The 26,402-nt window shown below is 60.3% G+C and carries 22 protein-coding genes; 9 read left to right on the top strand and 13 right to left on the bottom strand.

The genetic code is table 11. The features are described 5' to 3' along the window. Positions 1-36: 36 nt before the first annotated feature. A complete protein-coding gene (locus B9A11_RS13120; protein WP_058248487.1) occupies positions 37-1,212 on the bottom strand; it encodes a cytochrome P450 in 1,176 nt (391 codons plus the stop codon). Positions 1,213-1,316: 104 nt separating this feature from the next. Between B9A11_RS13120 and B9A11_RS13115 the strand changes: the two genes are divergently transcribed. After that, entirely contained in the window at positions 1,317-2,225 is a 909-nt protein-coding gene (locus tag B9A11_RS13115) for a LysR family transcriptional regulator (protein WP_058248486.1), read from the top strand. A gap of 6 nt (positions 2,226-2,231) precedes the next feature. Here the strand turns inward: B9A11_RS13115 and B9A11_RS22160 are convergent, their stop codons facing one another. Further along, positions 2,232-3,926, bottom strand: a complete 1,695-nt coding sequence (locus tag B9A11_RS22160) for a methyl-accepting chemotaxis protein (RefSeq protein WP_234988832.1) — start codon at positions 3,924-3,926, stop codon at positions 2,232-2,234. A 114-nt stretch (positions 3,927-4,040) separates the two neighbouring features. Beyond that, on the bottom strand, positions 4,041-4,613 hold the full coding sequence (locus B9A11_RS13105; RefSeq protein WP_058248484.1) for a hypothetical protein: 573 nt from the start codon (positions 4,611-4,613) through the stop codon (positions 4,041-4,043). A gap of 149 nt (positions 4,614-4,762) precedes the next feature. Here B9A11_RS13105 and B9A11_RS13100 point away from each other — a divergent pair, with 149 nt between their 5' ends. After that, complete coding sequence (locus B9A11_RS13100; protein WP_058248483.1) at positions 4,763-5,092, top strand: SMR family transporter; 330 nt, start codon at positions 4,763-4,765, stop codon at positions 5,090-5,092. Positions 5,093-5,149: 57 nt separating this feature from the next. On the opposite strand, the gene B9A11_RS13095 is transcribed toward B9A11_RS13100, so the two are convergent. Next, on the bottom strand, positions 5,150-5,719 hold the full coding sequence (locus B9A11_RS13095) for an outer membrane protein (protein ID WP_058248482.1): 570 nt from the start codon (positions 5,717-5,719) through the stop codon (positions 5,150-5,152). A gap of 328 nt (positions 5,720-6,047) precedes the next feature. On the opposite strand from B9A11_RS13095, the gene typA reads away from it, so the two are divergent. After that, positions 6,048-7,862: a translational GTPase TypA gene (gene typA / locus B9A11_RS13090; protein WP_058248481.1), complete on the top strand. Its 1,815-nt coding sequence runs from the start codon at positions 6,048-6,050 to the stop codon at positions 7,860-7,862. 169 nt (positions 7,863-8,031) lie between these two features. Here the strand turns inward: typA and B9A11_RS13085 are convergent, their stop codons facing one another. From B9A11_RS13085 to recA, 4 genes are all read right to left on the bottom strand, one after another. Then, positions 8,032-8,301: a hypothetical protein gene (locus tag B9A11_RS13085; protein ID WP_058248480.1), complete on the bottom strand. Its 270-nt coding sequence runs from the start codon at positions 8,299-8,301 to the stop codon at positions 8,032-8,034. A gap of 637 nt (positions 8,302-8,938) precedes the next feature. After that, positions 8,939-9,226, bottom strand: coding sequence for a DUF1330 domain-containing protein (locus B9A11_RS13080; RefSeq protein ID WP_058248479.1), 288 nt, complete (start codon positions 9,224-9,226; stop codon positions 8,939-8,941). Positions 9,227-9,229: 3 nt separating this feature from the next. Beyond that, entirely contained in the window at positions 9,230-11,902 is a 2,673-nt protein-coding gene (alaS, locus tag B9A11_RS13075; RefSeq protein WP_058248478.1) for an alanine--tRNA ligase, read from the bottom strand. Positions 11,903-12,055: 153 nt separating this feature from the next. Then, on the bottom strand, positions 12,056-13,129 hold the full coding sequence (gene recA, locus B9A11_RS13070) for a recombinase RecA (protein ID WP_058248477.1): 1,074 nt from the start codon (positions 13,127-13,129) through the stop codon (positions 12,056-12,058). 174 nt (positions 13,130-13,303) lie between these two features. Between recA and B9A11_RS13065 the strand changes: the two genes are divergently transcribed. Continuing rightward, complete coding sequence (locus B9A11_RS13065; protein ID WP_058248476.1) at positions 13,304-13,897, top strand: hypothetical protein; 594 nt, start codon at positions 13,304-13,306, stop codon at positions 13,895-13,897. A 2-nt stretch (positions 13,898-13,899) separates the two neighbouring features. Here B9A11_RS13065 and B9A11_RS13060 read toward each other — a convergent pair whose 3' ends face one another. The 3 genes from B9A11_RS13060 to guaB all read right to left on the bottom strand — a co-directional run bounded on the left by B9A11_RS13060 (position 13,900) and on the right by guaB (position 18,967). Continuing rightward, a complete protein-coding gene (locus tag B9A11_RS13060) occupies positions 13,900-16,173 on the bottom strand; it encodes an ATP-binding protein (protein WP_058248475.1) in 2,274 nt (757 codons plus the stop codon). A gap of 121 nt (positions 16,174-16,294) precedes the next feature. Beyond that, on the bottom strand, positions 16,295-17,464 hold the full coding sequence (locus tag B9A11_RS13055; RefSeq protein WP_058248474.1) for an RsmB/NOP family class I SAM-dependent RNA methyltransferase: 1,170 nt from the start codon (positions 17,462-17,464) through the stop codon (positions 16,295-16,297). Positions 17,465-17,518: 54 nt separating this feature from the next. Beyond that, on the bottom strand, positions 17,519-18,967 hold the full coding sequence (gene guaB, locus B9A11_RS13050) for an IMP dehydrogenase (RefSeq protein ID WP_058248473.1): 1,449 nt from the start codon (positions 18,965-18,967) through the stop codon (positions 17,519-17,521). 187 nt (positions 18,968-19,154) lie between these two features. On the opposite strand from guaB, the gene speB reads away from it, so the two are divergent. The 3 genes from speB to B9A11_RS13035 all read left to right on the top strand — a co-directional run bounded on the left by speB (position 19,155) and on the right by B9A11_RS13035 (position 23,591). Then, positions 19,155-20,117 carry an agmatinase gene (speB, locus tag B9A11_RS13045; RefSeq protein ID WP_058248472.1) on the top strand — a complete coding sequence of 321 codons (963 nt, stop codon included), beginning with the start codon at positions 19,155-19,157 and terminating at the stop codon, positions 20,115-20,117. Positions 20,118-20,243: 126 nt separating this feature from the next. Then, complete coding sequence (locus B9A11_RS13040) at positions 20,244-21,392, top strand: CaiB/BaiF CoA transferase family protein (protein WP_058248471.1); 1,149 nt, start codon at positions 20,244-20,246, stop codon at positions 21,390-21,392. 156 nt (positions 21,393-21,548) lie between these two features. After that, a complete protein-coding gene (locus B9A11_RS13035) occupies positions 21,549-23,591 on the top strand; it encodes an ASKHA domain-containing protein (RefSeq protein WP_058248470.1) in 2,043 nt (680 codons plus the stop codon). Here the strand turns inward: B9A11_RS13035 and hisI are convergent. Further along, positions 23,588-23,944 (bottom strand): phosphoribosyl-AMP cyclohydrolase, encoded by a 357-nt coding sequence (hisI, locus tag B9A11_RS13030; RefSeq protein WP_058248469.1) that lies wholly within the window; start codon positions 23,942-23,944, stop codon positions 23,588-23,590. The two genes, B9A11_RS13035 and hisI, sit on opposite strands and share 4 nt — an antisense overlap. Positions 23,945-24,013: 69 nt before the next feature. Here hisI and B9A11_RS13025 point away from each other — a divergent pair, with 69 nt between their 5' ends. Together B9A11_RS13025 and B9A11_RS13020 are read left to right on the top strand one after the other, a co-directional pair. Beyond that, positions 24,014-24,466: an iron-sulfur cluster assembly scaffold protein gene (locus B9A11_RS13025; protein ID WP_058248468.1), complete on the top strand. Its 453-nt coding sequence runs from the start codon at positions 24,014-24,016 to the stop codon at positions 24,464-24,466. Positions 24,467-24,518: 52 nt separating this feature from the next. Further along, entirely contained in the window at positions 24,519-25,922 is a 1,404-nt protein-coding gene (locus tag B9A11_RS13020) for a methyl-accepting chemotaxis protein (protein ID WP_058248467.1), read from the top strand. A 200-nt stretch (positions 25,923-26,122) separates the two neighbouring features. Here B9A11_RS13020 and B9A11_RS22480 read toward each other — a convergent pair whose 3' ends face one another. Further along, on the bottom strand, positions 26,123-26,245 hold the full coding sequence (locus B9A11_RS22480) for a hypothetical protein (protein ID WP_268811250.1): 123 nt from the start codon (positions 26,243-26,245) through the stop codon (positions 26,123-26,125). Positions 26,246-26,402 lie beyond the last annotated feature (157 nt).

The following is a 26,402-nucleotide window of genomic DNA, read 5'->3' as shown; positions in this document are numbered from 1 at the left end:
AAAATGAAGGGGCCGCTGTTTATGCGGCCCCTTTTCTTATGTCAGCCTGACAGGCAGGTTCAGCGGTCCGCGAAAGCCAAAGCCCTTCCACACCACGGTCTCCGGGTCGACCAGCCGCATGTTCGGGAACTTGTCAAAGATCATCGGCAGCAGCATCCGCCCCACCATCATCCGCGCCATATGGGTGCCCATGCAGTGATGCGGCCCCGAGCCAAAGCTTTGATGCGGCGCGGATTTTCGCAGCGCATTGTAAAGATGGCCGTCTTCGAAAACGTCCTCATCGTGGTTGGCGCTGGCCTGACAGGTCATCACAACCGTACCCTTGGGGATGTCATAATCGCGGATCTGCGTGTCTTCGAGCACAAGACGGCTGGACACCTGGATCGGCGCAACCCAGCGCACCCCCTCTTCGAACGCGGCGGACCAGTTGCCCGAGGCCTTGATTTCCTCAAGTTGGTCGGGGTTGGTCAACAGCCCGTAAAGGATCGTTAACGCCGCATCGCGCGGTTCGTTAATCCCGCCGCCGATGGCGATCTTGATATTCGCGACAATCTGGCTCCACGGGATGGGGTTTTCCGCGTGGATCATCACCGACAGGGCCGATTGATCCGGCTCGGCGCGCAGACGGTCTGCGTTGGCCTCAATGTTGGCGTTCATTGCGACGTTGGCTTTGGCGACACGCACAAACGGCTCATCGAACCAGCCAAAGTTGCCCGCCCCGTCGATCAGAGCCTGCGACCAGTGCTGCATGTCCTCGTCACTGGCGTCGGGCATCCCCATGGTTTCCGCCAAGATCCGCGCCGCCAAAGGCCCGGCGAGCAGCGGAAACAGGTCAATCACTTCGTCCTTGGGTAGCCGATCCAGATACTCCTCGGCGTATTTTTCATACATCGGCCCCCAGATCCCCTTGAGGTTTTTGGGCGCAAAGGTCGGCATCATCGCGTTGCGCTCGGCCATATGCTCTGCGCCATCCTTGCGCATCAAGGTATGCGCTTCAAACGCCTTTTCCATCGGGGTCGAGGGATCGTTGGAGCTGAAAAGCTGTGGGTTATCTTTGACGTAGCGGCAATCGACCGCCTTGGTCAGCAGGGTCCGTTTGACCGACGGCAGCGTCACCACCGGTGTGTTCGCCCGCGCCTGTTTGTAAAATGTGTACGGTGTGTCGATCAATTGATGGACGGTCACGTCCTCGTTCACTGGCGCTAGCGGCATGGTGCTCTCCTCCCCTTTGTGCTGGCCTGTTGATACTGGATTAGCAACCATGCAACAATTCGATGTAGCTGATCGAAGTTATCAATTTCCCGTATGGAGCGCCAATGCCCCCCCTGCCCCTGAACCTTGATTTTGCAGCCCTACGGACGCTGAAATTGGTCTACGATTTGCGATCTTTCACGGCCGCGGCGGCGCAGTTGGAGGTGAACCAGTCAGCGGTCAGCTATACCATCGACAAGCTCCGCAAAGCCTTTGATGATCCGTTGTTTTACCGCCAAAGCGGGCGCGTTATGCCGACCCAGCGTTGCGATCAGCTTGCGGCCCAAGCGACAGAGATGCTGGATGCGTTTGTGCAGATGGCCATGCCGGATGCTTTTGATCCAGCCACCGCCGAGGCGACGGTGACCATCGCGAGCAATTATTATGAACGGCAAATCATCTTGCCGTCCGTAATTCGCGCTTTGCGCGCCGAAGCGCCCGGACTGCGGCTGCATCTTGTAACGGCGACCAACAAAGGACCCAATCTGTTAAAGACCGGCAAAGCAGATTTGCTGATGGGCCCCATTACACCAACAGAGGGGGAGTTCTTTTGTCAGACGCTCTTGAGCGACGAATACAGCTGCGTTGTGGCCCCCGATGCCAGATATTGCGCAGACTCCTTTGATCTTGCGGCCTATTTGGCGTGCACCCACGTGACCGTGACCTACGGTTATGAATGGCGCTCGCGCTATTTGCGAGAGTTGAGCGACGCCGGGCATACACTCAACACCGTTGTCGAGGTGCCCAGCCCCGCCGGTTTGGGGCTGGTGATTGAGGAGACCGATCTGGTTGCCACGGTCCCCACCCGTTTGGCAGTTGGCTTGGAGGGCCGGCTGAAGCGGTTGCCCTGTCCGGTCCCAGCGCCGTTTGATATTTCGCTGGTCTGGACAACCCGGCTTCATCATTCGCCAATGCACGCATGGATCCGCCAAAAGATATTCAAGTTAGTCCGCAGTGATCCATTTCTGCGATAGCCGGCATTAGCTCGCGGCTGCTTTGCCCGCAGTGGCAGGGCGCGAAGGCGCGGCCGCCGCCATGCTTGCAGGCTCTGATGAGTCCGTCTGAAACAGAGCAACCTTGTCCCGAAGCCCACCAGAGTCGGCGCGCAATGTATGCGCCGCGGCGGTCGCCTCTTCAACCATGGCCGCGTTTTGCTGCGTGACACGGTCCAGGTTGGCGATGCCGACATTGATCTCTTCAAGACCTTGGGCTTGCTCTCCGGCACCGCGAGCAATTTCGCTAACCATATCCGAGATTTCAGCAACCTTGCCCACCACCTCTTCTAGGGCTTTCCCTGCCTTTTCAACCAATTGCACGCCGTTCTGCACCTGGTCCGCGGATCCGATGATCAAATCCTTGATCTGCTGGGCCGCTTCGGCACTGCGCTGTGCAAGCCCGCGCACTTCGGAGGCGACCACCGCAAACCCTTTGCCGGATTCGCCCGCCCGTGCGGCCTCGACCCCGGCGTTGAGCGCCAGGAGATTGGTCTGAAAGGCGATGTCGTCAATGACGGTGATGATCTCGCTGATCTGCTCCGAGCTTTTCTCAATCTCTGCCATCGCGCTGATCGCAGAGTGCATGACCTCGCCGTTCTGACGGGCAATATCGCGCGCATTTCGGGCCGCGGCATCGGCGTTCGACGCGTTCTGGGCCGCGGTGTTCACGCTGTTGAGCAGCTCTTCGAGCGCAGCGGCGGACTCTTCGAGGGTGGCCGCCTGCGTTTCCGTGCGCCGCGACAGGTCATCCGACGCGCGCGCAATGGAATCGGCGTTGCCGAGAATGTCCGAGGAGGCATCGCGCACCTCGCCAATCACGACCCGCAGGCTCTGGACCGCGCGATTGTAGTTGTGACGCAGTTGTTCGTAGTTTTCCGGGAATTCCTCGTGGATGTCGCGGTTAAGGACCCCTTCGGCCAATACATCAAGGCTTTGGCCCAGATGGTCCACGACGCGCGATTGCAGTTGCATCTGGATGACCCGCTGCTCTTCGGCCACGCGCCCATCATGCAGCTTGGTCACGAGCTGGTCGAGATTTCGGGCAATGGCACCAAATTCATCGGCGCGCTCGACCATGGGCACTTTGCTGTCATAGTCGCCATCCGTCACGGTTTGCAGCGCGCCGGACATGGTCGCCAAGGGACGCCCCAGAACACGTTTGAGCACGAGCACCGTAATCGCCATCATCACCACAAAGACCGTGACCGCCGTCATAAGGATCATTTGGTTCTGCTCGCGTACACTGGCAAGCGCCACATCGGCGCTATAGGCGATCACGGCGGCACCGATTGGAGGCTCATCCGCGGACAGCATGACGGGCGTCGCTTGCCAAAGGCCGTTCTCCGCCGCGACATGGTGACCTTCGGCCAGCGCTTGCGCCGCCATGTCAGCAAAATCGCCCCCCAGCGCGTCAACCGCGCCAAAGGAGGACAAAACCGCACCGCTGGCGTCGATCACCAGCAACGCCTGACCAGACTCGCCCGCGATGTCGAGGGTGTTTTGGCCGACCTCGGTGATCTTGTCGCTGGCCTTAAAACGGATCGGCTTCACCAGTTCGACCGCGAGGGCATCGACGGATTTTTCGGCCTGATCCCCGACCGCTTTGACCGCCAGTTGGTTGGCCAGACGCCCGGACTGCACCGACAGCACGCCTGCCACGACAATTGTCGTGACAGCCATGATGGCCGCACAGCGTAGGAACACGGAATTCAAGGCCTGCCTCAGGCCCGTTTTCTTGCTCGAAGGTTTCATCAATGCCCCTATTCTTGCGACTCTTTACGTCTGTTCCCCGATTTACATCAGGGATTCAGCGTTCACCCCAACCGTGATCGCGCCGATCGGCGCGCCCGTGGCGGGATCGGTGATCGTGTAGGAAATCTGTGCCTGATACGTTTGGCTCGATTCATCGAATTCGATCTCGGAGAAGTGATGCGCCCCGGCGCCAACCGAATAGGTTTGCTGCCACTTGGCCTCATCGCCTTGCCAGTAATCCGACGTGGTGTCCGAAGACGCCACGTTCAGGCCCACGGCATCCATGACAAAAATCTCGGTCACCGCGCCGCCCATGTCATTCACCTGCGCGCGCAGGAAATCAGAGGCTTCGCTGAACAGCACAGGGTCGATGGTCGGGGCATTTGCACTGCCGACTTCGGCGCGCCACATCTGGTCCAGTTCATCAATGCGCGCCGCGTCATACCCTTGGGTCTCTGCGTTGCGGGCCTGTACGGCGGCGACAACCACCGGTGCATGCGCCCAGCCTGCCACATGATCGATCAGGAATTGTTGCATCGCCTCAGCGGGTTCCGCCGCCTGGGCAATGCCGGCCAGGGTGGAAAGAAAGGTCGACAGCACGAGTGCGCGTTTCATGAGAATCCTCCAAGGAATAAAATCCCCGGATTCTTAGGGCCTGAGCCCCTACTAGACTGTTAAGTACCCATAAAATTGCGCATACTTAAATCCGCAAGCCCCGCGCCAAGCCGCGATTTACCCCGCGCTTTCAGAACCTTGAGGACACGATGCCCTATCTCACCCTCGCGCTGGCCGTCCTGGCCGAGACCATCGGGACAACCGCGCTTCAGGCCAGCGCTGCCTTTACCCGGCCGCTGCCGTCGCTGATCGTGGTCATCGCCTACGGGCTGGCGTTCTACCTGCTGGGGCACGCGCTCAAGGTCTTTCCCGTGGGGCTGGCCTATGCGCTGTGGTCCGGCGCGGGCATCGTCTTGATCGCGCTGATCGGGCTGGTGGTCTTTGGGCAAAAGCTGGACCTGCCGGCGGTCATCGGGATCGGCCTGATCCTAGCGGGGATCTTGGTGATCCACCTGTTTTCCAACAGCACGCCGCACTAACGGCAAACGCAAAAGCGCGCCCCAAACGGGACGCGCCTTCACAATAATTACAAGACCTTAGAAGCGGAAAGACGCGCGCATGTTAAAGGTCTGCGCCTCGGCATCCGCGCCGCCTAGATCGTTGAAGTCATGGGCCAGCACTTCGCCGCCGATGGTGAAGTTGTCGGTCACCTTGTACTCCAGACCCACGCCGCCGACCGCGCCGGTATCATCGCCAATGCTGGTGTCGATGCGCGCCGCACCCACGGTGCCGTAGATCAGCGCCTGACCAAGGTCATAGCCGCCGCGCAGCTTCAGACGCTGGACGTTGTCCACATCGACACCCGCAATGTTCACATCGCCGCCATCCTGGTATTCGTATTCACCGCCCACGACCCAATCGCCAAAGTCATAGTCGTAACCGACGTGGCCGCCAAAGGCGTAGTCATTGTCCGACGCACCGGCGCTTTGCGCGGACAGGTTGCCGTAGCTCAGACCGCCGTAGGCGCCCGTCCAATCGCCGCCAAAGCTGACCGGCGCCGGGGTTGCGACGACCACCGGTGCTTCGGGCTGGGCCGGCGACAGATCGCCCGCATAAGCGCCCGTGGCGGTCAAAGCGGCGGCAGCGGCAAGAACAAAACGTTTCATGTCAGATATCCTTTTTCTATCCGAATTTCTCGAAAGGACGCCCTGTCTGGCCGCCCTTGTGACACTCGGTTAACTAAGCGCTAAGGCCCAAAGTTCCACATCACAAACGCTTGTTTTCACGTGGGTTTCTCGACTTCGTGAGTTGCCAGCCAAAGCCCGCCGACACGCCCCTGCCCGCTGCGCTGAATGCCGCCGGTTCCGGGGCGCGCGGCGAAATTCCCCCACTGTTCCCGCCATGCAACGCCCCACTGCGTCCCTTTTGCACTGGCCTTTTCACTCAGACCCGGCTAGGGGCCGTGGCAACTCCGAAATCAAAGGGTCTTTTCTCATGGAATTGCGCAACGTCGCGATCATCGCCCACGTTGACCACGGCAAAACCACGCTGGTCGATGAGCTGCTGAAACAATCCGGTGCCTTCCGCGCCAACCAAGCCGTGGCCGAACGCGCCATGGATAGCAACGATCTGGAACGCGAGCGTGGGATCACCATTCTCGCCAAGGCGACCTCGGTCGAGTGGAAAGGCACGCGGATCAACATCGTTGACACCCCCGGCCACGCCGATTTCGGCGCCGAGGTGGAACGCATCCTGTCCATGGTGGACGGTGTTGTGCTGCTGGTGGACGCCGCCGAAGGCCCGATGCCCCAGACCAAGTTCGTGACCTCCAAGGCGCTGGCCTTGGGTCTGCGCCCCATCGTGGTGCTCAACAAGGTCGACAAGCCCGACGCCGAACCCGATCGCGCGCTGGACGAAGTGTTTGACCTGTTCTCGGCGCTGGACGCCGATGAAGACCAGCTGGACTTCCCACATCTCTACGCCTCTGGCCGCTCTGGCTGGTGTGACGCCGAGCTGGATGGCGACCGCAAGAACCTTGATGCGCTGTTCAACCTGATCGTGAACCACGTGCCCGCGCCCAAGCAGGTCAAGAAGGTCGAGGATGACTTCCGTATGCTGGCCGTGACCCTGGGCGCCGACCCGTTTGTGGGCCGCCTGCTGACCGGCCGTGTCGAATCCGGCCACGTCAAGGTTGGCCAGACGATCCAGTCGATTTCGCGCATCGGTCAAAAGATCGAACAGTTCCGCGTGACCAAGATCCAGGCCTTCCGCGGTCTGCAAATGCAGGACATCGACGAGGCGTTTGCCGGGGACATTGTGTCCATCGCGGGCATGACCAAGACCACCGTGGCCGATACGCTGTGCGCGCTGGCCGTCGAAGAACCGCTCGAAGCGCAGCCCATCGACCCGCCCACCATCACCGTGACCTTTGGCATCAACGACTCGCCGCTGGCCGGCCGTGACGGCAAGAAAGTACAGTCGCGCGTCATCCGCGAGCGCCTGTACAAAGAGGCCGAAACCAACGTGGCGATCCGCATCGCGGACACCCCCGGCGGCGAAGCCTTTGAGGTGTCGGGCCGCGGCGAACTCCAGATGGGCGTTCTGATCGAAAACATGCGCCGCGAGGGCTTTGAGCTGTCGATCTCGCGCCCGCAGGTGATCATGCGCGACGAGGACGGCGTCAAGATGGAGCCGGTCGAAGAGGCCACCATCGACGTGGATGACGAATACACCGGCGCGGTGATCGAAAAGCTGACCGGCCCGCGCAAGGGTGAGCTGGTGGAAATGCGCCCCGCTGGCGCCGGCAAGACCCGCATCATCGCGCATGTGCCGTCGCGTGGCCTGATCGGCTACCACGGTGAATTCCTCACCGACACGCGCGGCACCGGCGTGCTGAACCGCGTGTTCCACGGCTGGACCCCGCACAAGGGCGACATCCCCGGTCGCCGCCAAGGTGTTCTGATCTCGATGGAAAACGGCGAGGCCGTGGCCTATGCGCTGTGGAACCTCGAAGAGCGCGGCAAGATGATGATCGGCGCGCAGGCGCCTGTCTACCAAGGCATGATCATCGGCGAGCATTCGCGCGACAACGATCTCGAGGTGAACCCGCTGAAGGGTAAGAAACTGACCAACGTGCGCGCCTCTGGCTCGGACGAAGCGGTCCGCCTGACCACGCCGATCACCCTGTCGCTGGAAGAGGCCATCGCCTACATCAACGACGACGAGCTGGTCGAAGTGACGCCGAACGCGATCCGTCTGCGCAAGCGCCACCTGGACCCGCACGAGCGTAAGCGCGCCTCTCGCGCCTAAACCACTTTTTAATAAGATTGAACGCCCCGGCCCGAACCGCCGGGGCGTTTTGCGTTTGGCTTTGTTTCCTCAAGTGGGGCCAATGCGCCGGATACCAAAAAGGCGCGAGGTGGCAGTCCTCGCGCCTTTCGTCAATGAAAGCCCGCTGTCGTGTCAGCGGAGCCGCGGCTTATTTGCAGGCGGCCGGACGGGCGATGTAATGGCCCGGCGACTTCATCTTTTTGTTCTCTTTGTAAACGGCGGGGTACCAGACCTTAACCATCTGGCCGTCCTGCCACTCCCACTCGGTGTGGGACGCCATGATCAACTCTTTGGTGTAGGCGTATTTGGCAGGCACCCACACTTTGTCATAGCACGCGACGACTTTGCCTTCCCACGCAAAGGCGGGGGCGGCCAGGGTCGTTGCAGCAAGAATTGCGCCAGCAAGAACTTTTTTCATGATCTTTCTCCCAAGAAAAAATTGAAGGTACCTAACCTTAGCCAAGATTTTCGGGAGCGCGCGACAGGAATTCCTGACTTTGATAGGCAAAAGCATCCTTTGACCCCGATTTAGGTCCGAAAACCGGGAATCTGTGCCTGTCCTGCCATAGTTTTCAATGCCTTTGGCCCCAAACTAGGGGTTGTGGATATTTCCTATGCGGAAACAATTCTTGGTATCGAAAATTATACACCACTTTGGAAACAGATCGGGCGAAATTGCCACGAATCAGTCACAGCTCGAAACGGTTTTCACCGGGCAAGCACAGCGACGCCGAACGGCACCGATGACCGGGCGAAAACATGCCGATCAAGCCAAGCGCGCATTCTATGTCTGACCGAACATCGGCCAAAAACCGCACCGAAAATTAAGTAAACTTACCACAGGATAGGTTAACGGGCCGTAATCTCGCCCACCTATCGAAACTGAGGACCAGATACCCACCTCAAACACGGCAAATATCCGAGCAACGGGTTAACAGACGCTGCCTTCGTTAACCTCTAGCAACTCCGCCCCGGCTTGGCCAGAGCCAGTTGCCCAAACCCGCCGCGAACCTGGCGGAATGGGGCAAAAGGCGACCGCCCCCTGCCCCATTGGTTTATTCAGTGATTTCAACCACCATCAGCTCACGCTCCGAAGCACCTCGCGCATGGCTCAGCGCCTCTTGGTAGGCATCCGAGTGATAGCACTCAACCGCCGCCTCGACGGAAGGAAAGCGCGCCACCACGTTGCGCGGGCGCTCTTTTCCCTCCAGTTGCACGTATCGCGCGGCGCGCGCGATAAAATGCCCGCCGTGTGCTGCAATCGCCGGCCCCGCGAGCGCCGCGTACTTGCCATAAGCTTCTTCGTCGGTGACGGTCACATGGGCAATCCAGAGCGCAGCCATTGGTTAACCTCCAATAACGGCTTCAGCGGCCTTGATGGCCTCATCGGCGTTCGACGCATCCTTGGCACCACCCTGGGCCATGTCAGGACGGCCGCCGCCGCCCTTGCCGCCCATGGCTGCCACGGCTGCCTTAACCAAATCCACCGCGCTCAAAGAGCCCTTGAGGTCGTCGGTCACACCCGCCGCCACGGCAACTTTGTCGCCATCAGCAATCAGCAGAACAGCACCAGAGCCGATGCGCGATTTGTGCTCGTCAATCAGCGGCGGCAGGTCTTTTCCGGTCACACCCGACAGGACCTGAGCCACGAATTTCACGCCGTTCACTTCGCGCGTTTCACCGCCCGCGCCGTTGCCAGCCCCGCCGGACATGGCCAATTCACGACGCAGGGTTGCGACCTCATTGGTCAACTCCTTGACCTTCGACATCTCGCCTTTGATCCGTGCAACCAGTTGATCCGGCGTGGTTTTCAGCTCGCTCAGAACTGCGTCCAGCACCTCGCGCTGCGCGCGCAGATAGGCATCGGCACCCGGCCCGGTCAACGCTTCGATCCGCCGGACCCCCGCGCTAGAGGCGCTATCGCCAAGCAGAACAAAAGCGCCAATGTCGCCAGTGTTCGCCACATGCGTGCCGCCGCACAGTTCCAGAGAATAGGTCTGACCATCATTCCCTTTTCCGGACCCGATTTTTGTCCCCATGGAAACCACGCGCACCTCGTCACCATACTTTTCACCAAACAGCGCCTGAGCGCCGAGCGCACGCGCGTCGTCAGGAGTCATGATCCGAGTGTTAACGGCCGTATTCTGACGAATGTGCTCGTTAACTTCGGTTTCCACCTGGCGGATTTCATCCAGCGTCAACGCCTTGGCATGGCTGAAGTCGAACCGCAGACGATCGGGTGCGTTCAGCGAGCCACGCTGCGCCACGTGATCCCCAAGCGCTTCGCGCAGCGCCTCGTGCAGCAAGTGCGTCGCCGAGTGGTTGGCCCGAATCGCCGAACGGCGCTTGTGATCAACCTCAAGGGAAATGGCGTCGCCGACCTTTAGCGTGCCTTTGTCGACGGTGACTTGATGGGCAAACACCTTGCCGCCACCCATTTTCTGGGTGTTGGTGACGGTTGCGCCTTCGTCCTCGTTCTCAAGCCGACGCGCCCAACCGGTGTCGCCAACTTGGCCACCAGACTCGCCGTAAAACGGCGTTTGGTTCAGGACGATCATCCCGGTCTCGCCGGGTTTCAGCTCGGTCAGCTCGGCGCCATCCTTGACGATCGCGAGGATCTGCCCTTCGGCCTCTTCGGTGTCGTACCCAAGGAAATCCGTCGCGCCGTGCTTTTCCGCGATGTCGAACCAGACCGTGGCATCCGCCGCTTCGCCCGATCCGGACCAAGCCGCGCGCGCCTTGGCTTTTTGCTCGGCCATCGCCGCGTCAAAGCCATCGGTGTCGACAAACCGCCCCTTTTCACGCAAGGCATCCTGCGTCAAATCGAGCGGGAACCCGTAGGTGTCGTACAGCTTGAACGCCGCCTCACCGGGCAGCGGAGCATCCTCGGGCAGGTCCGCCAATTCGTCGTCAAGCAGCTTGAGCCCCCGGTCAAGTGTCTGTTTAAAACGGGTTTCTTCCAGCAGAAGCGTCTCTTCGATCATCGCCTGACCGCGCTGCAACTCTGGGTAAGCACCGCCCATCTGACGCACCAAGGCCGGGACCAGCTTGTGCATCATCGGATCTTGCGCGCCCAACAAATGCGCGTGACGCATGGCGCGGCGCATGATCCGGCGCAGCACGTAACCGCGCCCGTCGTTGGACGGCATCACCCCATCGGCAATCAGGAACGAGGTCGACCGCAGGTGGTCGGCAATCACCCGGTGGTGCATCTTGCCGGGACCATCCGGGTCCGCCGAACTGGCGTGCGCCGAAGCTTCGATCAGCGCGCGCATGGTGTCGGTGTCATAGTTGTCGTGGCTGCCTTGCAGCAGCGCGCCGATCCGCTCCAGCCCCATGCCGGTGTCGATGCTCTGCATGTCCAAAGCCTTCATCGAGCCATCTTCGAACTGCTCGTTCTGCATGAAAACGACGTTCCAAATTTCGATAAAGCGGTCACCGTCCTCATCCGCCGATCCAGGAGGGCCGCCCCAGATGTGATCGCCGTGATCGTAGAAAATCTCGGTGCACGGCCCACACGGACCGGTCGGCCCCATCTGCCAGAAGTTGTCCGACGTATCGATGCGAATGATCCGATCCTCGGGCACGCCAACCTTTTTCCAGATTTCAAAGGCTTCGTCGTCCGTATGGTAAACGGTGGTCAGCAGGCGTTTAGGATCAATGCCGAACTCTTTGGTCACCAGCTCCCACGCAAAGGGAATGGCTTCATTTTTGAAGTAATCGCCAAAGGAAAAGTTCCCCAGCATTTCAAAGAACGTATGGTGACGCGCGGTGTATCCCACGTTGTCCAGATCGTTGTGTTTGCCACCGGCGCGCACACATTTCTGCGCCGTGGTCGCGCGCTGGTAGTCGCGGCGTTCAACACCGGTAAACAGGTTCTTGAACTGCACCATCCCCGAGTTAACGAACATCAACGTCGGATCGTTGCGCGGAACAAGCGGAGACGAGGGCACAATCTGGTGCCCCTGCTTTTCAAAGTAGTTCAAAAAGGTGGAACGGATGTCGTTCAGGCTAGCCATTGGTCAGGGCCTCTTTGCGGGCGAATTCAGTCCCGCGCAGGTGTACCGCTAGCCCGGCGCGCTGTCCATGCCTGCCCGGCTTTGCAGCCCCTCTTGGAATGAAAAAGAGCGCCCCAACCGGGACGCTCTTGGTATTTTCAGCTTGAGCCGAGATCAATCATCGTCATCCACAAGATCGGGATCGTCTTTGGGCATGTCGAACTCAAGCCCGTGCGCGGCACGAATTTTATCTTCGATATCAAGGGCAACGCGGGTATTTTCGCGCAGGTACGTCTTGGCGTTCTCACGCCCCTGCCCGATCCGCTCATCCCCGTAGGAATACCATGCACCGGATTTATCCACGACGCCCGCTTTGACCCCCAGGTCCAGCAGTTCGCCCATTTTCGAGATGCCTTCGCCATACATGATGTCGAATTCCACCTGCTTGAAGGGCGGCGCCACCTTGTTCTTGACGACCTTGACGCGCGTCTGGTTGCCAACGACTTCGTCGCGGTCCTTGATCGCGCCAATCCGGCGAATGTCCAAGCGCACCGAGCTATAGAATTTCAGCGCGTTGCCGCCCGTCGTGGTTTCCGGAGAGCCGAACATCACGCCGATTTTCATCCGGATTTGGTTAATAAAGATAACCATACAGTTGGACCGGCTGATCGACCCCGTCAGCTTGCGCATGGCCTGAGACATCAGGCGCGCTTGGACGCCAACGTTGGAATCGCCCATGTCCCCTTCGAGTTCGGATTTCGGCGTCAGCGCCGCAACCGAGTCGACCACCACAAGGTTAACAGCCCCGGACCGCACCAGCGTATCGGTAATCTCCAACGCCTGTTCGCCTGTGTCGGGCTGCGAGATCAGCAATTCATCCAGATCGACGCCAAGCTTTTTCGCATAGCCGGGATCCAACGCGTGTTCCGCGTCGACAAAGGCACAAACGCCGCCTTTTTTCTGTTCTTCGGCAACCACATGCAGGGTCAGCGTGGTCTTGCCCGACGATTCCGGCCCGTAAATTTCAATGATCCGCCCTTTGGGCAAACCGCCGATGCCCAGAGCGATGTCGAGCCCCAGCGAGCCGGTCGACGTCGCCTCGATATCCCGCATGGCGTTGTCGCCACCGAGTTTCATGATCGACCCTTTACCGAACTGGCGTTCGATCTGAGCCAAAGCGCTGTCCAGCGCCTTTTGTTTGTCCGCGTTACGCTTATTGTCCATCGAAAGGAGATCTGCCGTTGCCATTGCTTTGGGTCCTTATTCCACATGCTGCCAATCACAGCAATCGAAGCTTTTTTGTTCACCTCTTGTTCACATTATTTAATGAGACCAAAGTGAGAACATTTCAAGTTAAATCTTTCCTTTCGAAGCTTGGCGCAGGATGGTTAAAGAGTGGTTGAGATTTATGGAGCCTAAAGAATGCTGGTGTTTTGGAAGCAAAGGTTGGTGTTTCTGGCGGTCCCAAAGACGGGGACTTCGGCGTATGCGCGCGCGCTAGGCCCCCATGCCTCGATGGTGGTTAATGACCCGCCAGAGCTGAAACACGCGCCGGTTTACCGCTACAACAGGTTCTTCCGCCCCATGTATGAGAAAATGGGGGCCGAGCACATGGATATCCTTGCCGTGATCCGCGAACCCATCGATTGGCTAGGCTCTTGGTATCGCTATCGGCAACGACCCTTTTTGGATGGTCGTCCGACCTCGACCAAGGGGATCACGTTCGATGATTTCTGCCAAGCCTACGCGACAGGCGATCGGCCGCCGTTTGCCAATGTTGGCTCGCAGGCGAAATTCATCGAGCCGCGCCCCAATGGCGTGTCTGTTTCGCACCTGTTCAAGTACGAAAATCAGGACTGTTTGATTCATTTTCTTGAAGAGCGCTTGAGCACCAAAGTTGATCTACCGCGCACGAACGAATCGCCCAAGACAGATCTGGAACTCACACCTGAAACCCTTGCCAAGCTACACCGCAAATGCGCGGCGGACTTTGACGTGTGGGAGAGCGCAAACTAGCGTCAGTTGAGCTGGCGATGAACGGTATCTGTCAGATCCGAAAGGGAAAATGGCTTTGGCAGAAAGACCGAGTTCGGAATGACTTCGCTGCCTTCTCCAAAGACATCCTCGGCATACCCCGACACAAAAACCACGCTGGTGTCGGGTCGATTTTCACGGGCTTTGCGCACCCAGGTTGGCCCGTCCATCCCCGGCATCACCACGTCCGTCACAAAGATATCGACCGTCAAATCCTCGTCATCAAGCGTCGAAAGGGCATCTTCGGCAGTCTCCGCTTCGATCACCGTATAACCGCGCAACCGCAAAGCGCGCGCCGCAAAAGCACGCACGGGTGCCTCATCTTCGACCAACAGTACGACGCCAGAGCCTTTCTGCGGCAGTTTTCGCGTGGTTTTCTCCGGCTCTTCACTCACTGTTTTTTCCTGCGGGGTTTCATGCGCGGGGAAAAGCAGCGTAAAGCAAGTTCCCTGCCCGACAACACTGTCCAAAAAGATAAAACCGCCGGTCTGTTTGACGATCCCGTACACCGTGGACAAGCCCAAACCGGTTCCTTCGCCGGTGCGCTTCGTGGTAAAGAACGGCTCAAACACCTTTTGCAATTTGTCCTTGGGGATACCCACCCCTTCGTCGGTGATACGAACCGAGACATAAGTCCCTGGCGCAACCACAGCGCGATCCCTGTGCAATGGCTCGCGAAGGACACGGCGCTCCGTTTCGACGATGATCTCTCCGCCATCTGGCATGGCGTCACGCGCGTTGACCACGAGGTTCATCATGACTTGCTCAAGCTGCCGCCGATCACCACGCACAGTGGGCAACAACGGATCATGTTTAAGCGTCAAGCGCACCTTTTCGCCAACAAGCCGGTTCAGCAGATGCGCAAGGTCCGACAGCGTATCGCGCAGATCCATGACCTCTGGCTGCATGGTTTGCTTACGCGAAAAGGCCAGCAGTTGCCCAACCAACGCAGCGGCCCGGTTGGCATTCTGATTGATCTGAACCAAATCACCGTAGTCCGGATCACCCTGATCGTGGCGAAGCAGCAAAAGATCGCAATGTCCTGATATTGCGGTCAAAAGATTGTTGAAGTCATGGGCGACCCCACCCGCCAACTGGCCGATAGCCTGCATTTTTTGACTTTGAACGAATTGCGCCTCGAGGGTTTTCAATTCGGTTGCATCGTTCAAAACTGCGATCAAAGCGGGCGCCCCGTTTTCGATCACCCGGTTGAGCGTGACCTGCACGAAGACTTCGCAATCGTCCCGCGTCAAACGAAGAAACTCCGATCGGTGCAAGTCCCGCCCTTCAGCCGCCTCAAGGAGCCAATCCTTAATAGCGCGCCCGAGACCTTCCATGTGTTCTGTCAAGTTTCCCGGCGCTTGCGCCCCAAGGTTCAACATCCGGCGCGCCTCGGCATTCGCGCGCAGGATCGCTCCGCTCGGCGCAACCTTGAGAAGAGGGACCGGAAGCGTGTCAAAGTTGCTTGTCAGATCAGCGCTTTCGTTTGTGTCCGCGTGATCCTCATCCGGCAAAGTCGCCAAGGACACCTCAACGCGGCCTCCGCCAATATTGGATGATTGCACCAAAACCTTCTGCGTTCCCGTGCTGCTTTTCAAAAGATGCACACCGCCAGACCGCAGCGGCAGGTCAAGAAAAACATCCTCCAAACGCTTGGGCCGTTGGCCCAGCAACTCGCGGGCGGCGCTGTTCATGAACAAAATTGCGCCGTTCCGCCCGAGGGACATGACCGGCGAGTCAGCGCGCTGTACTGCACCGCTGCGCAGCACCTCAGGCTCTAGTCGCCACAGCACGAGGTTCGGCGTAAGGCACCGAACAAAAACGCGAAATCCGTCTGCGTGGCTGGTAATATCTTCGACCGCAGAGCCGCTTTTGAGCGCTTTTTGGTACAGGCGATACAGCACGCCCTCGGAGCTGGCGAAGACGCCGCGCAAGACCTCGGCCAACCCGTCTCCATCGGTCGGATTGAAGCGTTCGCGCGCCGTTGCGTTCGCAGCGAGGATGACACCCTCACCATCGGCAACAAAGCAAAACGCGGCCTCGCCCTCGACCATCTCGGCCAATAGCTGCGCCTTGCGGTCAGAGCGGCGGCGGAAGATCATGTCAAAGACAAGCCAACCCACTGCAATTGCGCCAAAAGTTCCAGTCGCGGCCAGGGCGGCGACCTCGACCACACGGTAATCCACAAAGATCGAGACCAATAGGGATAGCGTCGCAAAAACCAACAGCAATGCTGCCCCTGCAACCGGAGAAAACATGACTTTTGCAGGCACATTTGGAACGACTGTGGCCAAGACCCTCTCCCACTACGCGCGATTCGACTTCATTGGATTGGACGCGGAACGGGTTAATGGGACGTTAACTGACGGGCGAATGCAATCAGTGGTTGCTAGGCGCAGGCTCCTCTCGGCGGAAAGCCGCGACAAAAAAGCCGTCGCCCCCATCATTGGGCAGAAATTGCCGCTCTTGCAGCTTTTCCCAGCCATCGTGCCGGTCCAGGAAATCGGCCACCTGTTGATGGTTTTCCTGACGCAGAACGGAACAGGTCGCGTAGGCCAAAACGCCGCCCGCCTTAACCAATTTCGTGCAATTGTCGAGGATCTGCGCCTGCGTCTCACAAACGCGACCAAGCTCTTGAGCAGTCAGCCGCCATTTGCCCTCGGGCGAGCGTCTCCATGCGCCACTCCCCGAGCAGGGCACATCGCAGAGCACCAGATCGTAAAGACCGTCCGGGCGGGTCTTGGTAACCACGTTGGCCCCGGCACGCCGCGCCCGTTCAGGCAGGTCGCTCATGCGTTTGGGATTGGCATCATGGGCGTGAATGACGCCCTCTTGCAACCGAGCGGCCAGCGCCAAGGATTTTCCGCCGCCACCGGCGCAGTAATCAAGCACACGCTGCGCGTTTTCCAATGGAAGAGCGTCAATCACCGCTTGGCTGGCCACGTCCTGCAACTCAACCATACCGCGAACAAAAGCTTCGCTATTGGAAACGCGGCGCGCCCCTTCGGTCACCAGCAAGGCGGTCGGCGACAAGGGGTGCGGCTCGGTCTCAATGCCTTCGGACGACAGACGCGCCTGCGCCGTCTTCATATCGGCTTTAAGGAGGTTAACGCGCAAGAAGACCGGGGCGCGATGCCGCAAAGCCAGAGCAACCTCTTCGGCGCCTTCTCCCAGACTTTTCCGCAAGCGCTCCCCGATCCAATCGGGCACATCCCAGGCTTCGAACCCCTCTGGGCTGCGGCCGGTTTCAGAGGCGTCAATCGGCGTGGGTCCATGGCCTTGGCCGGAAAAAAGCGCATCTAGATCAGAGCCTTGACCGCGCAACAGACCAATCATCCGGGCCCGTCCGGTTTCGCCGCCCCCCAAGGCCGCAGACGAGCGCCAGCACCGCAGCGTGTCAAAGACATGGTCCCGCACGGCGGCGCGATCCTTGGACCCGGCGTAGCGTGCACCACGGGCCCAATTGGTTAACGCCTTTTCTGCCGCATCCCCGGCAATAGTCCGGTCGAGAATTTCGATGGCGGCCTGAACGCGAGCAGCTGGGGTCATGGGCAGTCCTTTGATCTAAAATGAAAAAGGCCGCCGAAGCGGCCCATTCCGATGTTACCCGATCCGGTAGTTCGGGCTTTCTCGCGTGATCTGCACGTCGTGGACATGGCTCTCGGAAAGACCTGCGCCAGTAATCTTTACGAAGGAACAGTTTTTACGCATGTCCGCCACCGTGGCGTTGCCGGTATAGCCCATGGCCGCACGCAAACCGCCCACCAGCTGGTGGATCACCGTGCCTGCGGGACCTTTATACGGCACCTGCCCCTCGATGCCTTCGGGGACCAGCTTGTCGCTGGCGGCATCCTTTTGGAAGTAGCGATCCGCCGAGCCGCGCGCCATGGCGCCGAGGCTGCCCATGCCGCGATAGGCTTTGAACGACCGGCCTTGGTACAGGATGACCTCGCCGGGGGACTCGTCCGTGCCCGCGATCATCGAGCCGACCATGGCACAGGATGCGCCCGCCGCGATGGCCTTGGCAAAATCGCCCGAGAACTTGATGCCGCCGTCCGCGATGATCGGCACGTCGCCCGCCGCGCGGGCACAATCCATGATGGCCGTCAGCTGCGGCACACCGACACCGGCGACCATGCGAGTCGTGCAGATCGAGCCCGGCCCGATCCCCACCTTGACCGCATCCGCGCCCGCGTCGATCAACGCCTGCGTCGCCTCCGCCGTGGCCACGTTGCCCGCGATGACCTGCACCGTGTTTGACAGTTTCTTAATCCGGGTTACCGCGTCGAGCACACCCTGCGAGTGGCCATGCGCGGTGTCGACAACCACGATATCGACGCCCGCGTCGATCAACGCCTGCGAGCGCTCAAAGCCGCTGTCGCCCACCGAAGAGGCGGCGGCCACGCGCAACCGGCCCAGCTCATCCTTGCAGGCGGTGGGGTTCACCACGGCTTTTTCCGTGTCCTTCAGAGTCAGCAGACCGGTCAGCTTGCCATCCTTGTCAGTGACCAGCAGCTTTTCGATCCGCCGCTCTTTCATCTTGTCGATCGCCTCGTCGCGGTCGGCAGGCTCATGCAAGATCGCCAGATTTTCGTGCGTCATCATGGCCTTGACCGGCGTGTCGTCATGCTGGGCAAAGCGCATGTCGCGGTTGGTCACAATGCCGACGACGCGGTGGTTTTCGTCGACCACCGGGAAACCGGTAAAGCCGTAGCGCTCGGTCAGCGCCTTGGCATCGGCCAGCGTCTGCTCGGGCGTCAGGGTGACCGGATTGTAAACAATGCCGGATTCAAAACGCTTGACGCGGCGCACTTCGCGCGCTTGTTCTTCAACGTTCAGGTTCTTGTGGATCACGCCCATGCCGCCCACCTGCGCCATGGTGATCGCCATGCGCGCCTCGGTCACGGTGTCCATCGCCGAGGACAGCAACGGAATGTTAAGGTCAATGGATTTGGTCACGCGGGTGCGCGTATCCGCCGTGCTGGGCAGAACGCTGGACGCAGCGGGAACAAGCAAAACATCGTCGAAGGTCAGGGCCTCGCGAATCTCCATGGGGCAACTCCTTGGGAGGGTTCGGTTGGCACGTCCCTATTGCATGACATTGCCCAAGTGAAAAGACCAAAAGCGGGGAATTGCGCGCCCTGCGACACCCCGCCGGGCATTTTGCGCGCTTGGCAGAGGTGGCTTGTCCTTGGCGCGGACTTGCCCCCATGATCGGATAAAACGACAGGAGAGCGCGATGAGCGGACATGGGTACGACGGCGGGCGGCTGAACCTGCCTTTCACCGGGATTTGTACGTTTGGCAAACGGCCCTACGTGGCCGACTGGACGCAGATCGACGCCGATGTGGCGATCCTTGGCGCGCCGTTCGATGCGGGGACGCAGTGGCGGGCCGGGGCGCGCTTTGGCCCGCGCGCTGTGCGCGATGCCTCGACGCTGTTTTCCTTTGGCCACGCTGGGGCTTATGACCATGAGGACGATGCGACCTACCTCGGCGAAGACGTGCGGATCGTCGACATGGGCGACGCTGACATTGTCCACACGGACACCCTGCAGAGCCACGCCAATATCCGCGCCGGGGTCGAGGCAGCCTTGGCGGGCGGTGCCTTGCCAGTGGTGATTGGCGGCGACCATTCCATTAACATTCCGTGCATCGAGGCCTTCGAAGGCCACGCGCCCTTTCACGTTCTCCAGATCGACGCGCACCTGGATTTCGTGGATGAGCGGCACGGGGTCACGCGCGGGCACGGCAACCCGATGCGGCGCGCCTCGGAAAAGCCGTGGGTAAGCGGGTTGACCCAGCTGGGCATCCGCAACGTCAGTTCGACCGCCAAAGAAGGCTATGACGACGCCCGTGCGCGCGGCTCTGACATTTTGTCCGTGCGGCAGGTGCGCGCCTTGGGGCCAGAGGCCACCGCCGCCCGACTGCCCAAAGGCGCGCCGGTCTATATCACAATCGACATTGACGCCTTTTGCCCCTCGATCGCGCCGGGCACGGGCACCCCCAGCCACGGCGGGTTCCTGTACTACGACGTGCTCGAAATCCTGCAAAAAGTGGCGCAAAATCATCAGGTTGTTGGCATTGACCTGGTCGAGGTCGCCCCCGATTACGATCCCACCGGATCTACGTCGATCCTGGCGGCGCAGGTCTTGATGAACCTGTTGGGGTTCGTGTTCCACGCGCGCGCGCAGCAAGGGTAACGCGCAATTCGGCACCACCCGGTGCGACAAGACCGCAGTTTCTCGCTTTGTCTGCCTGCGCCCCCTTGCCGTTGGCGGCACGGCGCGGTCATCTAGGCGCACCGCAGTCCAATGCCGGAGAGCCAGATGACCGCCCCCCTTGCCGGATACACGATCCTTGACCTGACCCATGTCCTCGCCGGACCGTATTGCACCATGACCCTGTCGGATTTGGGCGCCAAGGTGATCAAGGTCGAACCCCCTGAGACCGGCGACGACACGCGGGCCTTTCCGCCGTTCAAAGATGGCAAGTCCGCCTATTTTGCCGCCATCAACCACGGCAAGAAGTCCATCGCGCTGAACTTGAAGGACGCCGCGGATCGTGCTGTTTTCGAACAACTTTTGGAGCGCGCGGACGTGATCGTCGAGAACTATCGCCCCGGTGTTATGGAACGCTTGGGCTATGGCTGGGAAGAACTGCACATGGCGTACCCGAGGCTGGTCTACGGCGCGGTGTCGGGCTTTGGCCACAGCGGCCCTGACGCCAAACGCCCCGCCTACGACATGGTCGTGCAGGCCCGCGGCGGCGTGATGTCGATCACCGGCGAAAAGGATCGCGATCCGGTGCGCGTGGGCGCGTCGATCGGCGACATCATTGCGGGCATGTTCCTGACCCAAGGCATTCTGGCCGCGCTCTTGGACCGCGACAAAACCGGCATCGGGCGCAAGATCGACGTGGCGATGCTCGACAGCCAACTGGCCATCCTGGAGCACGCGGTGGCCTTGACCACGGTGACCGGCAAAGCCCCCGGCCCTTCTGGCGCGCGTCACCCGTCGATCACGCCGTTCGAAACCTTCCACGCCAGCGACGGATTGTTCGTGATCGCCGCAGGGAACGACAAATTGTTCGAAAAGCTCTGCATCGCGCTGAACCTGCCGCTGGCCGACGATCCGCGCTTTGCCACCAACCCGGCACGTTGCGAAAATGCGCGCTTGCTCAAGCGGTTGATCGAGGCGGTCACGCTCGACAACACCCGCGCCCACTGGATCGCCAAACTGACCGCCGCAGGGATCCCCACCGGCCCGATCCAGAACGTCGAGCAGGTTATGAAAGACCCGCAGATCCTCGCCCGCAACATGGTGGTGGACGTCTTGGATAAAAACGGGCGACAGGCCTACAAGGCGGCCGGCAACCCGATCAAGATGACGGACGCCCCCGACCCCACCACACGCAGCCCCGCGCCCGATCTGGATGGCAATCGCGGCGAAATTCTGCGCTGGCTGGACGAAGGGTAACCGCGCCCCAAATTCCTTCAAAGGAATTTGCAAAACTCTTGAAAGAGTTTTGTCCGCGCGCGCCGTGACGGTGCATGACACAAAGATGTCGCGCCTTGGCTTTCCTTTCGGCGCGCGCGCAGTATGTTGCCGGGAAACCAGCGAACAAGGCCGAGTATGTCTCAAGATCCTCTCGTCATCTTCACCCCCTCTGGCAAACGTGGACGTTTCCCCGTTGGCACCCCCGTTTTGACCGCCGCGCGGCAGCTTGGCGTGGATCTGGATTCGGTCTGCGGTGGGCGCGGGATTTGCTCGAAATGTCAGATCACGCCCAGCTATGGCGACTTCCCCAAGCATGGCGTGCACGTCGCCCAGGACGCCCTGTCCGAGTGGAACAAGGTCGAGCAGCGCTATGACGACATTCGCGGGCTGAAAGCCGGTCGCCGTCTGGGCTGTCAGGCCACGGTGCAACGCGACGTGATCATCGACGTGCCGCCCGAAAGCCAGGTGCACCGTCAGGTCGTGCGCAAAGCTGCCAGTGCGCGTGTCATCGAAATGGACCCGGCGACACGGCTTTACTACATCGAAGTCCAAGAGCCCGACATGCACGAGCCGACCGGGGATCTGGAACGCATCGCGCGCGCTTTGAAGGCGCAGTGGGATATCGAAAAGATATCCACAGATTTCTCCCTGCTTGGCAAAATACAGCCCATTTTGCGTAAGGGCGCATGGAAAATCACCGTCGCCTTGCACAAAACTGATGAAAATGACATTCCGCGCATGATCGCTGCTTGGCCTGGCTTGCACGAAGGCGGGTTGTTCGGCTTGGCCATCGACCTTGGCTCGACCACCATTTCGGCGCATCTGACCAACCTTGATACGGGTGAGGTCGTGGCCTCTTCGGGCATCATGAACCCGCAGATCCGCTTTGGCGAAGACCTCATGAGCCGCGTGTCCTACTCGATGATGAACAAGGGCGGCGACAAGGAAATGACGCGCGCCGTGCGCGATGCTCTGAACACCCTCACCGAGGAGATCGCGGCCGAGGCTGGCATCACCGCCGAGCTGATCCTCGAGACGGTTTTCGTGTGCAACCCGGTGATGCACCACCTGCTGCTGGGCATCGACCCGTTCGAGCTGGGGCAAGCGCCCTTTGCGCTGGCCACCTCGGATTCTCTGAACCTGACCGCCGCCGAGCTGGGTCTGACCGCCCTGCCCGCCGCGGCGCAGATCTATGTGCTGCCTTGCATCGCGGGCCACGTGGGCGCGGACGCCGCCGCCGTCACCCTCTCCGAAGAGCCGGGCAAATCGCCCGATCTCGCGCTGATCGTCGACGTGGGCACCAACGCCGAAATCCTGCTGGGCGACACCACGCGCGTGCTGGCCTGTTCGTCGCCCACCGGCCCCGCCTTTGAGGGCGCGCAGATCAGCTCGGGCCAGCGCGCGGCCCCCGGCGCGATCGAGGCCATTCGCATCGATCCCACCACCAAGGAGCCGCGCTTCCGTGTCATCGGCTGTGACAAGTGGTCGGACGAGGACGGCTTTTGGGAAGAGACCGCGCAGACCGGCATCACCGGTATCTGCGGCTCTGGCATCATCGAAGCGGTTGCCGAAATGCGCATCGCGGGCGTTCTCGACGCCTCTGGCCTGATCGGCTCTGCCGAGCAAACCGGAACCGAACGCTGCTTTTCCGAAGGGCGCACCCATTCCTACCTGATCCACGACGCCACCGACCAAGGCGGCCCGCGCATCACCGTGACCATGGGCGACATCCGCGCCATTCAGCTTGCGAAATCCGCGCTTTACGCGGGCGCCCGCCTGCTGATGGACAAGCGCGGTGTCGACAAGGTGGATCGCGTCGTCATGGCCGGCGCCTTTGGCGCGCATATCTCGCCGCTGCACGCCATGGTTCTGGGGATGATCCCCGACGTGCCGCTGGATAAGGTGACCAACGCGGGCAACGCCGCAGGCACCGGCGCGCGCATCGCCCTGTGCAACCTCAAAGCGCGCCGTGAAATCGAAAAGACCGTACGCGAGATCACCAAGATCGAGACCGCCATCGAGGAACGCTTTACCGAGTTTTTCGTCGCGGCCAACGCGATCCCCAACGCGGCGGACCCTTTTCCGGAGCTGTCCAAGATCGTCACCCTGCCCGACGTTTCGTTCAAAAGCGGGGGCGATGACAGCACCGGGGGCCGCCGCCGCCGCCGCAGGGGTTAAGCCATCGGGGCCATCAGCTCGGTCTCTTCACCCACCACCGAGGTGTAGAAACACGAACGGCGGTTGGTGTGGCAGGCCGGGCCCTCTTGGCGCACCACCGCCAGCAGGCAGTCGCGGTCACAATCGACGCGCAGATCGACCAGCTCTTGGGTGTGGCCCGAGGTCTCGCCCTTGACCCAGAACGCCTGACGCGAGCGGGACCAATAGGTCACCTTGCCGCTCTTCAGCGTTTTGGCGACGCTTTCGGCGTTCATCCACGCCATCATCAACACCTCTCCTGTGCCCTCGGCCTGGGCGATACAGGGGATCAGGCCATTGGAATCATAGACCAAGGTCGAAGGATCGAAGGGCATGGGCAAAAACCTTTTTGCATCGGGGAAATCCACGCCTATTTATGAGAAGACAGCGATAAAGGGAAAGCCATGTCCCGCGAAAACGACCTGATCAAGCTTTATTCCGGGAAGATTCTCGAACTCGCCGGGGACATTCCCCGGACCGACCGCTTGGAAGCGCCCGATGCGACCGTCAAGAAACGCTCGCCCCTGTGTGGGTCCACTGTGACGGTGGATGTGGCCGTGCAAGACGGCAAGGTCACCGACTACGGTCAAGATGTCAAAGCCTGCGCTCTGGGTCAGGCTGCGGCGTCGGTCGTTGGCGGGGCCATCATCGGCTGCACCAAGGAGCAGATCGTCGCGGCGCGTGATGCGCTCAAAGCCATGCTCAAGGAAGACGGCCCCACCCCGCCTGCGCCTTTTGACGGGCTCGAAGTGTTGCGCCCCGCCGCGGCCTATAAAAATCGCCACGCGTCTATCCTCTTGGCGCTGGAAGCTGCCTGCGAGGCGATGGATCAGGCTTTGGCCGCGCACACCGCTTAACGCTCTGTTTGTCTCATTGTGCTACCCGGAGAGGCAGCGTGAAAGGCGAGACATGCAGGAAAATACGAACTTCGACGCGCCCGACGCGTCCAAAGAGCTGGCAGAGCTGACCGAATCCGCCACCGGATTGGGGCATGAAATTGTTGATATCGTTGGTTTTTTGCAGGATTTGGACAATCGCTGCAAAAGCCAGCTGACGCTGCTGCAAGGCGTTCAAAACAACACTGCGGGCCTTGCAAGAGCCAGTGAATCGACGGTCGCTGCGGTGGATCGCATGGTTTTGGCTGCGGATGATGCCATCGAGCAGGTGCGCACCTCGACCAGCTTGATCGCCGAGTCCGGGCAAAGCTCGCAGTCGCTGGCCGAATGGGTCCGCAGCGTGCATTCCGAAACCGAAATCGTGGAAAAGCTGCTGCACGCGGTGCGCAATTCCAACGCATTGATCACCGATATCGCCTCTCAGGTGCATATCCTTGCCATCAACGCCAAGATTGAGGCCGCGCGCGCCGGACAAGCTGGCAAGGGCTTTTCCATCGTCGCGGATTCGGTCAAGGATCTGAGTGGAAAAACCACCGATGCCGCTGAAACCATTACCGAAACCGTCGCCGAACTGTCCGAGTGGATGTCGCGGTTGCATCGCGGTGCCCAGGAAACCGTCACGCAGGCCGAAACGGTTTTGACGCGCTCGGGCCAGACGGATCGCGCCTTGGCCGAGATCGAAGCCGGCATGAGCCGCCTGCGCGACGATGCCCACGCCTTGTCGCAGGATGCGGCCCGGTCCAAGGAGGCTATGGATCACACCGGCAACGCCGTCGATGACATCGCAGAATCGATCGCGGCTGTCGCCAAGGGCGTTGATGAGGCCAACAAACGCTGTGAAAACCTGATCGACACCTCCGAAGGCATCTTGCAACACGCGGTCGCCTTGGGCGGTAGCGGCGAAGACGGCGCGATGATCACCTTGGTGCAGGACCTGGCGGGCCAGATCAGCATGGCCTTTGACGCCGCTGTGCGCTCTGGCCACATCACGATCGAGCAACTGTTTAACCAAAGTTACCAACCGATTGCTGGCAGTAACCCCGAGCAGGTTTTAGCGCCCTTTACGCGGCTGACCGACCGCCTGCTGCCGCCGATCCAAGAACCCGTGCTGGATCACGATTCGCGGATCGTGTTCTGTGCAGCCGTGGACACCAATGGCTACCTGCCCACGCATAACAAGAAATTTTCGCACCCGCAGGGGCCGGACCCGGTTTGGAACGCGGCAAACTGTCGAAATCGACGGATTTTTGACGACCGGGTCGGGCTCAAGGCCGGGCAAAACGAAAAACCGTTCCTTCTACAGGTCTATCGGCGCGACATGGGCGGCGGCGTCTTTGCCATGATGAAGGATCTGTCCGCACCGATCCACGTTCAGGGCCGTCACTGGGGCGGTCTGCGCTTGGCCTATAAAATATAAAAAAAAACCGCCGCACTCTTGGGGAAGAGGCGGCGGAAAGTATGCGTCTGATCAGCGCCTTTGAACAAATTCGGTGACAGGCAGGCGTACCGAAGGGGACAGGCAGGTGCATCGGGACAGGTGATGCACGCAATGTTCACAGCGCTAAACGCAGGCAGAAAAAGATTGGCAGCCCCCGGCAGGGAACACACCAAAGCGGTTTAGAAAACCGTAGGCAGATGCAGAGCACCAAAGAAAATGACCGCCAAGGACAGTGCACCAAGCGCGTCCTGCCACAACATGTTGTTCTGGCGCGTCAGAGCGATCTTAACAGTGTCGAGCATGGCGTGTTCTCCGATGTTCTCTTGCGTTGCCTATTTGTTCTCATGAAATTAACTACGTGTAAAGAACTTTTTGAGAACATTTGAGAACAAAGTGAGTCGTCTCACTTTTCACGGCGTAAAACCACACTTCAAACGGGCTGGCTCCGCTTCCACGGGC

This window comes from Tropicibacter naphthalenivorans (assembly GCF_900176475.1).
Classification (GTDB): domain Bacteria; phylum Pseudomonadota; class Alphaproteobacteria; order Rhodobacterales; family Rhodobacteraceae; genus Tropicibacter; species Tropicibacter naphthalenivorans.
The sequence above is the reverse complement of the archived record's forward strand: the minus strand, read 5'-3'. Positions and strand labels throughout refer to the sequence as shown.

Coding starts and splice junctions, on each gene's coding strand:
- typA (WP_058248481.1), top strand. CDS start 6,048: ATGGAATTGCGCAACGTCGCGATCATCGCCCACGTTGACCACGGCAAA.
- B9A11_RS13025 (WP_058248468.1), top strand. CDS start 24,014: ATGTCCCGCGAAAACGACCTGATCAAGCTTTATTCCGGGAAGATTCTC.
- guaB (WP_058248473.1), bottom strand. CDS start 18,967: ATGGAGATTCGCGAGGCCCTGACCTTCGACGATGTTTTGCTTGTTCCC.
- B9A11_RS13080 (WP_058248479.1), bottom strand. CDS start 9,226: ATGGCTGCGCTCTGGATTGCCCATGTGACCGTCACCGACGAAGAAGCT.
- B9A11_RS13115 (WP_058248486.1), top strand. CDS start 1,317: ATGCCCCCCCTGCCCCTGAACCTTGATTTTGCAGCCCTACGGACGCTG.
- B9A11_RS13100 (WP_058248483.1), top strand. CDS start 4,763: ATGCCCTATCTCACCCTCGCGCTGGCCGTCCTGGCCGAGACCATCGGG.
- B9A11_RS13020 (WP_058248467.1), top strand. CDS start 24,519: ATGCAGGAAAATACGAACTTCGACGCGCCCGACGCGTCCAAAGAGCTG.
- B9A11_RS13085 (WP_058248480.1), bottom strand. CDS start 8,301: ATGAAAAAAGTTCTTGCTGGCGCAATTCTTGCTGCAACGACCCTGGCC.
- hisI (WP_058248469.1), bottom strand. CDS start 23,944: ATGCCCTTCGATCCTTCGACCTTGGTCTATGATTCCAATGGCCTGATC.
- B9A11_RS13095 (WP_058248482.1), bottom strand. CDS start 5,719: ATGAAACGTTTTGTTCTTGCCGCTGCCGCCGCTTTGACCGCCACGGGC.
- B9A11_RS13060 (WP_058248475.1), bottom strand. CDS start 16,173: ATGTTTTCTCCGGTTGCAGGGGCAGCATTGCTGTTGGTTTTTGCGACG.
- B9A11_RS22160 (WP_234988832.1), bottom strand. CDS start 3,926: ATGGCTGTCACGACAATTGTCGTGGCAGGCGTGCTGTCGGTGCAGTCC.
- B9A11_RS13035 (WP_058248470.1), top strand. CDS start 21,549: ATGTCTCAAGATCCTCTCGTCATCTTCACCCCCTCTGGCAAACGTGGA.
- B9A11_RS13105 (WP_058248484.1), bottom strand. CDS start 4,613: ATGAAACGCGCACTCGTGCTGTCGACCTTTCTTTCCACCCTGGCCGGC.
- recA (WP_058248477.1), bottom strand. CDS start 13,129: ATGGCAACGGCAGATCTCCTTTCGATGGACAATAAGCGTAACGCGGAC.
- alaS (WP_058248478.1), bottom strand. CDS start 11,902: ATGGCTAGCCTGAACGACATCCGTTCCACCTTTTTGAACTACTTTGAA.
- B9A11_RS22480 (WP_268811250.1), bottom strand. CDS start 26,245: ATGCTCGACACTGTTAAGATCGCTCTGACGCGCCAGAACAACATGTTG.
- speB (WP_058248472.1), top strand. CDS start 19,155: ATGAGCGGACATGGGTACGACGGCGGGCGGCTGAACCTGCCTTTCACC.
- B9A11_RS13055 (WP_058248474.1), bottom strand. CDS start 17,464: ATGACCCCAGCTGCTCGCGTTCAGGCCGCCATCGAAATTCTCGACCGG.
- B9A11_RS13065 (WP_058248476.1), top strand. CDS start 13,304: ATGCTGGTGTTTTGGAAGCAAAGGTTGGTGTTTCTGGCGGTCCCAAAG.
- B9A11_RS13040 (WP_058248471.1), top strand. CDS start 20,244: ATGACCGCCCCCCTTGCCGGATACACGATCCTTGACCTGACCCATGTC.
- B9A11_RS13120 (WP_058248487.1), bottom strand. CDS start 1,212: ATGCCGCTAGCGCCAGTGAACGAGGACGTGACCGTCCATCAATTGATC.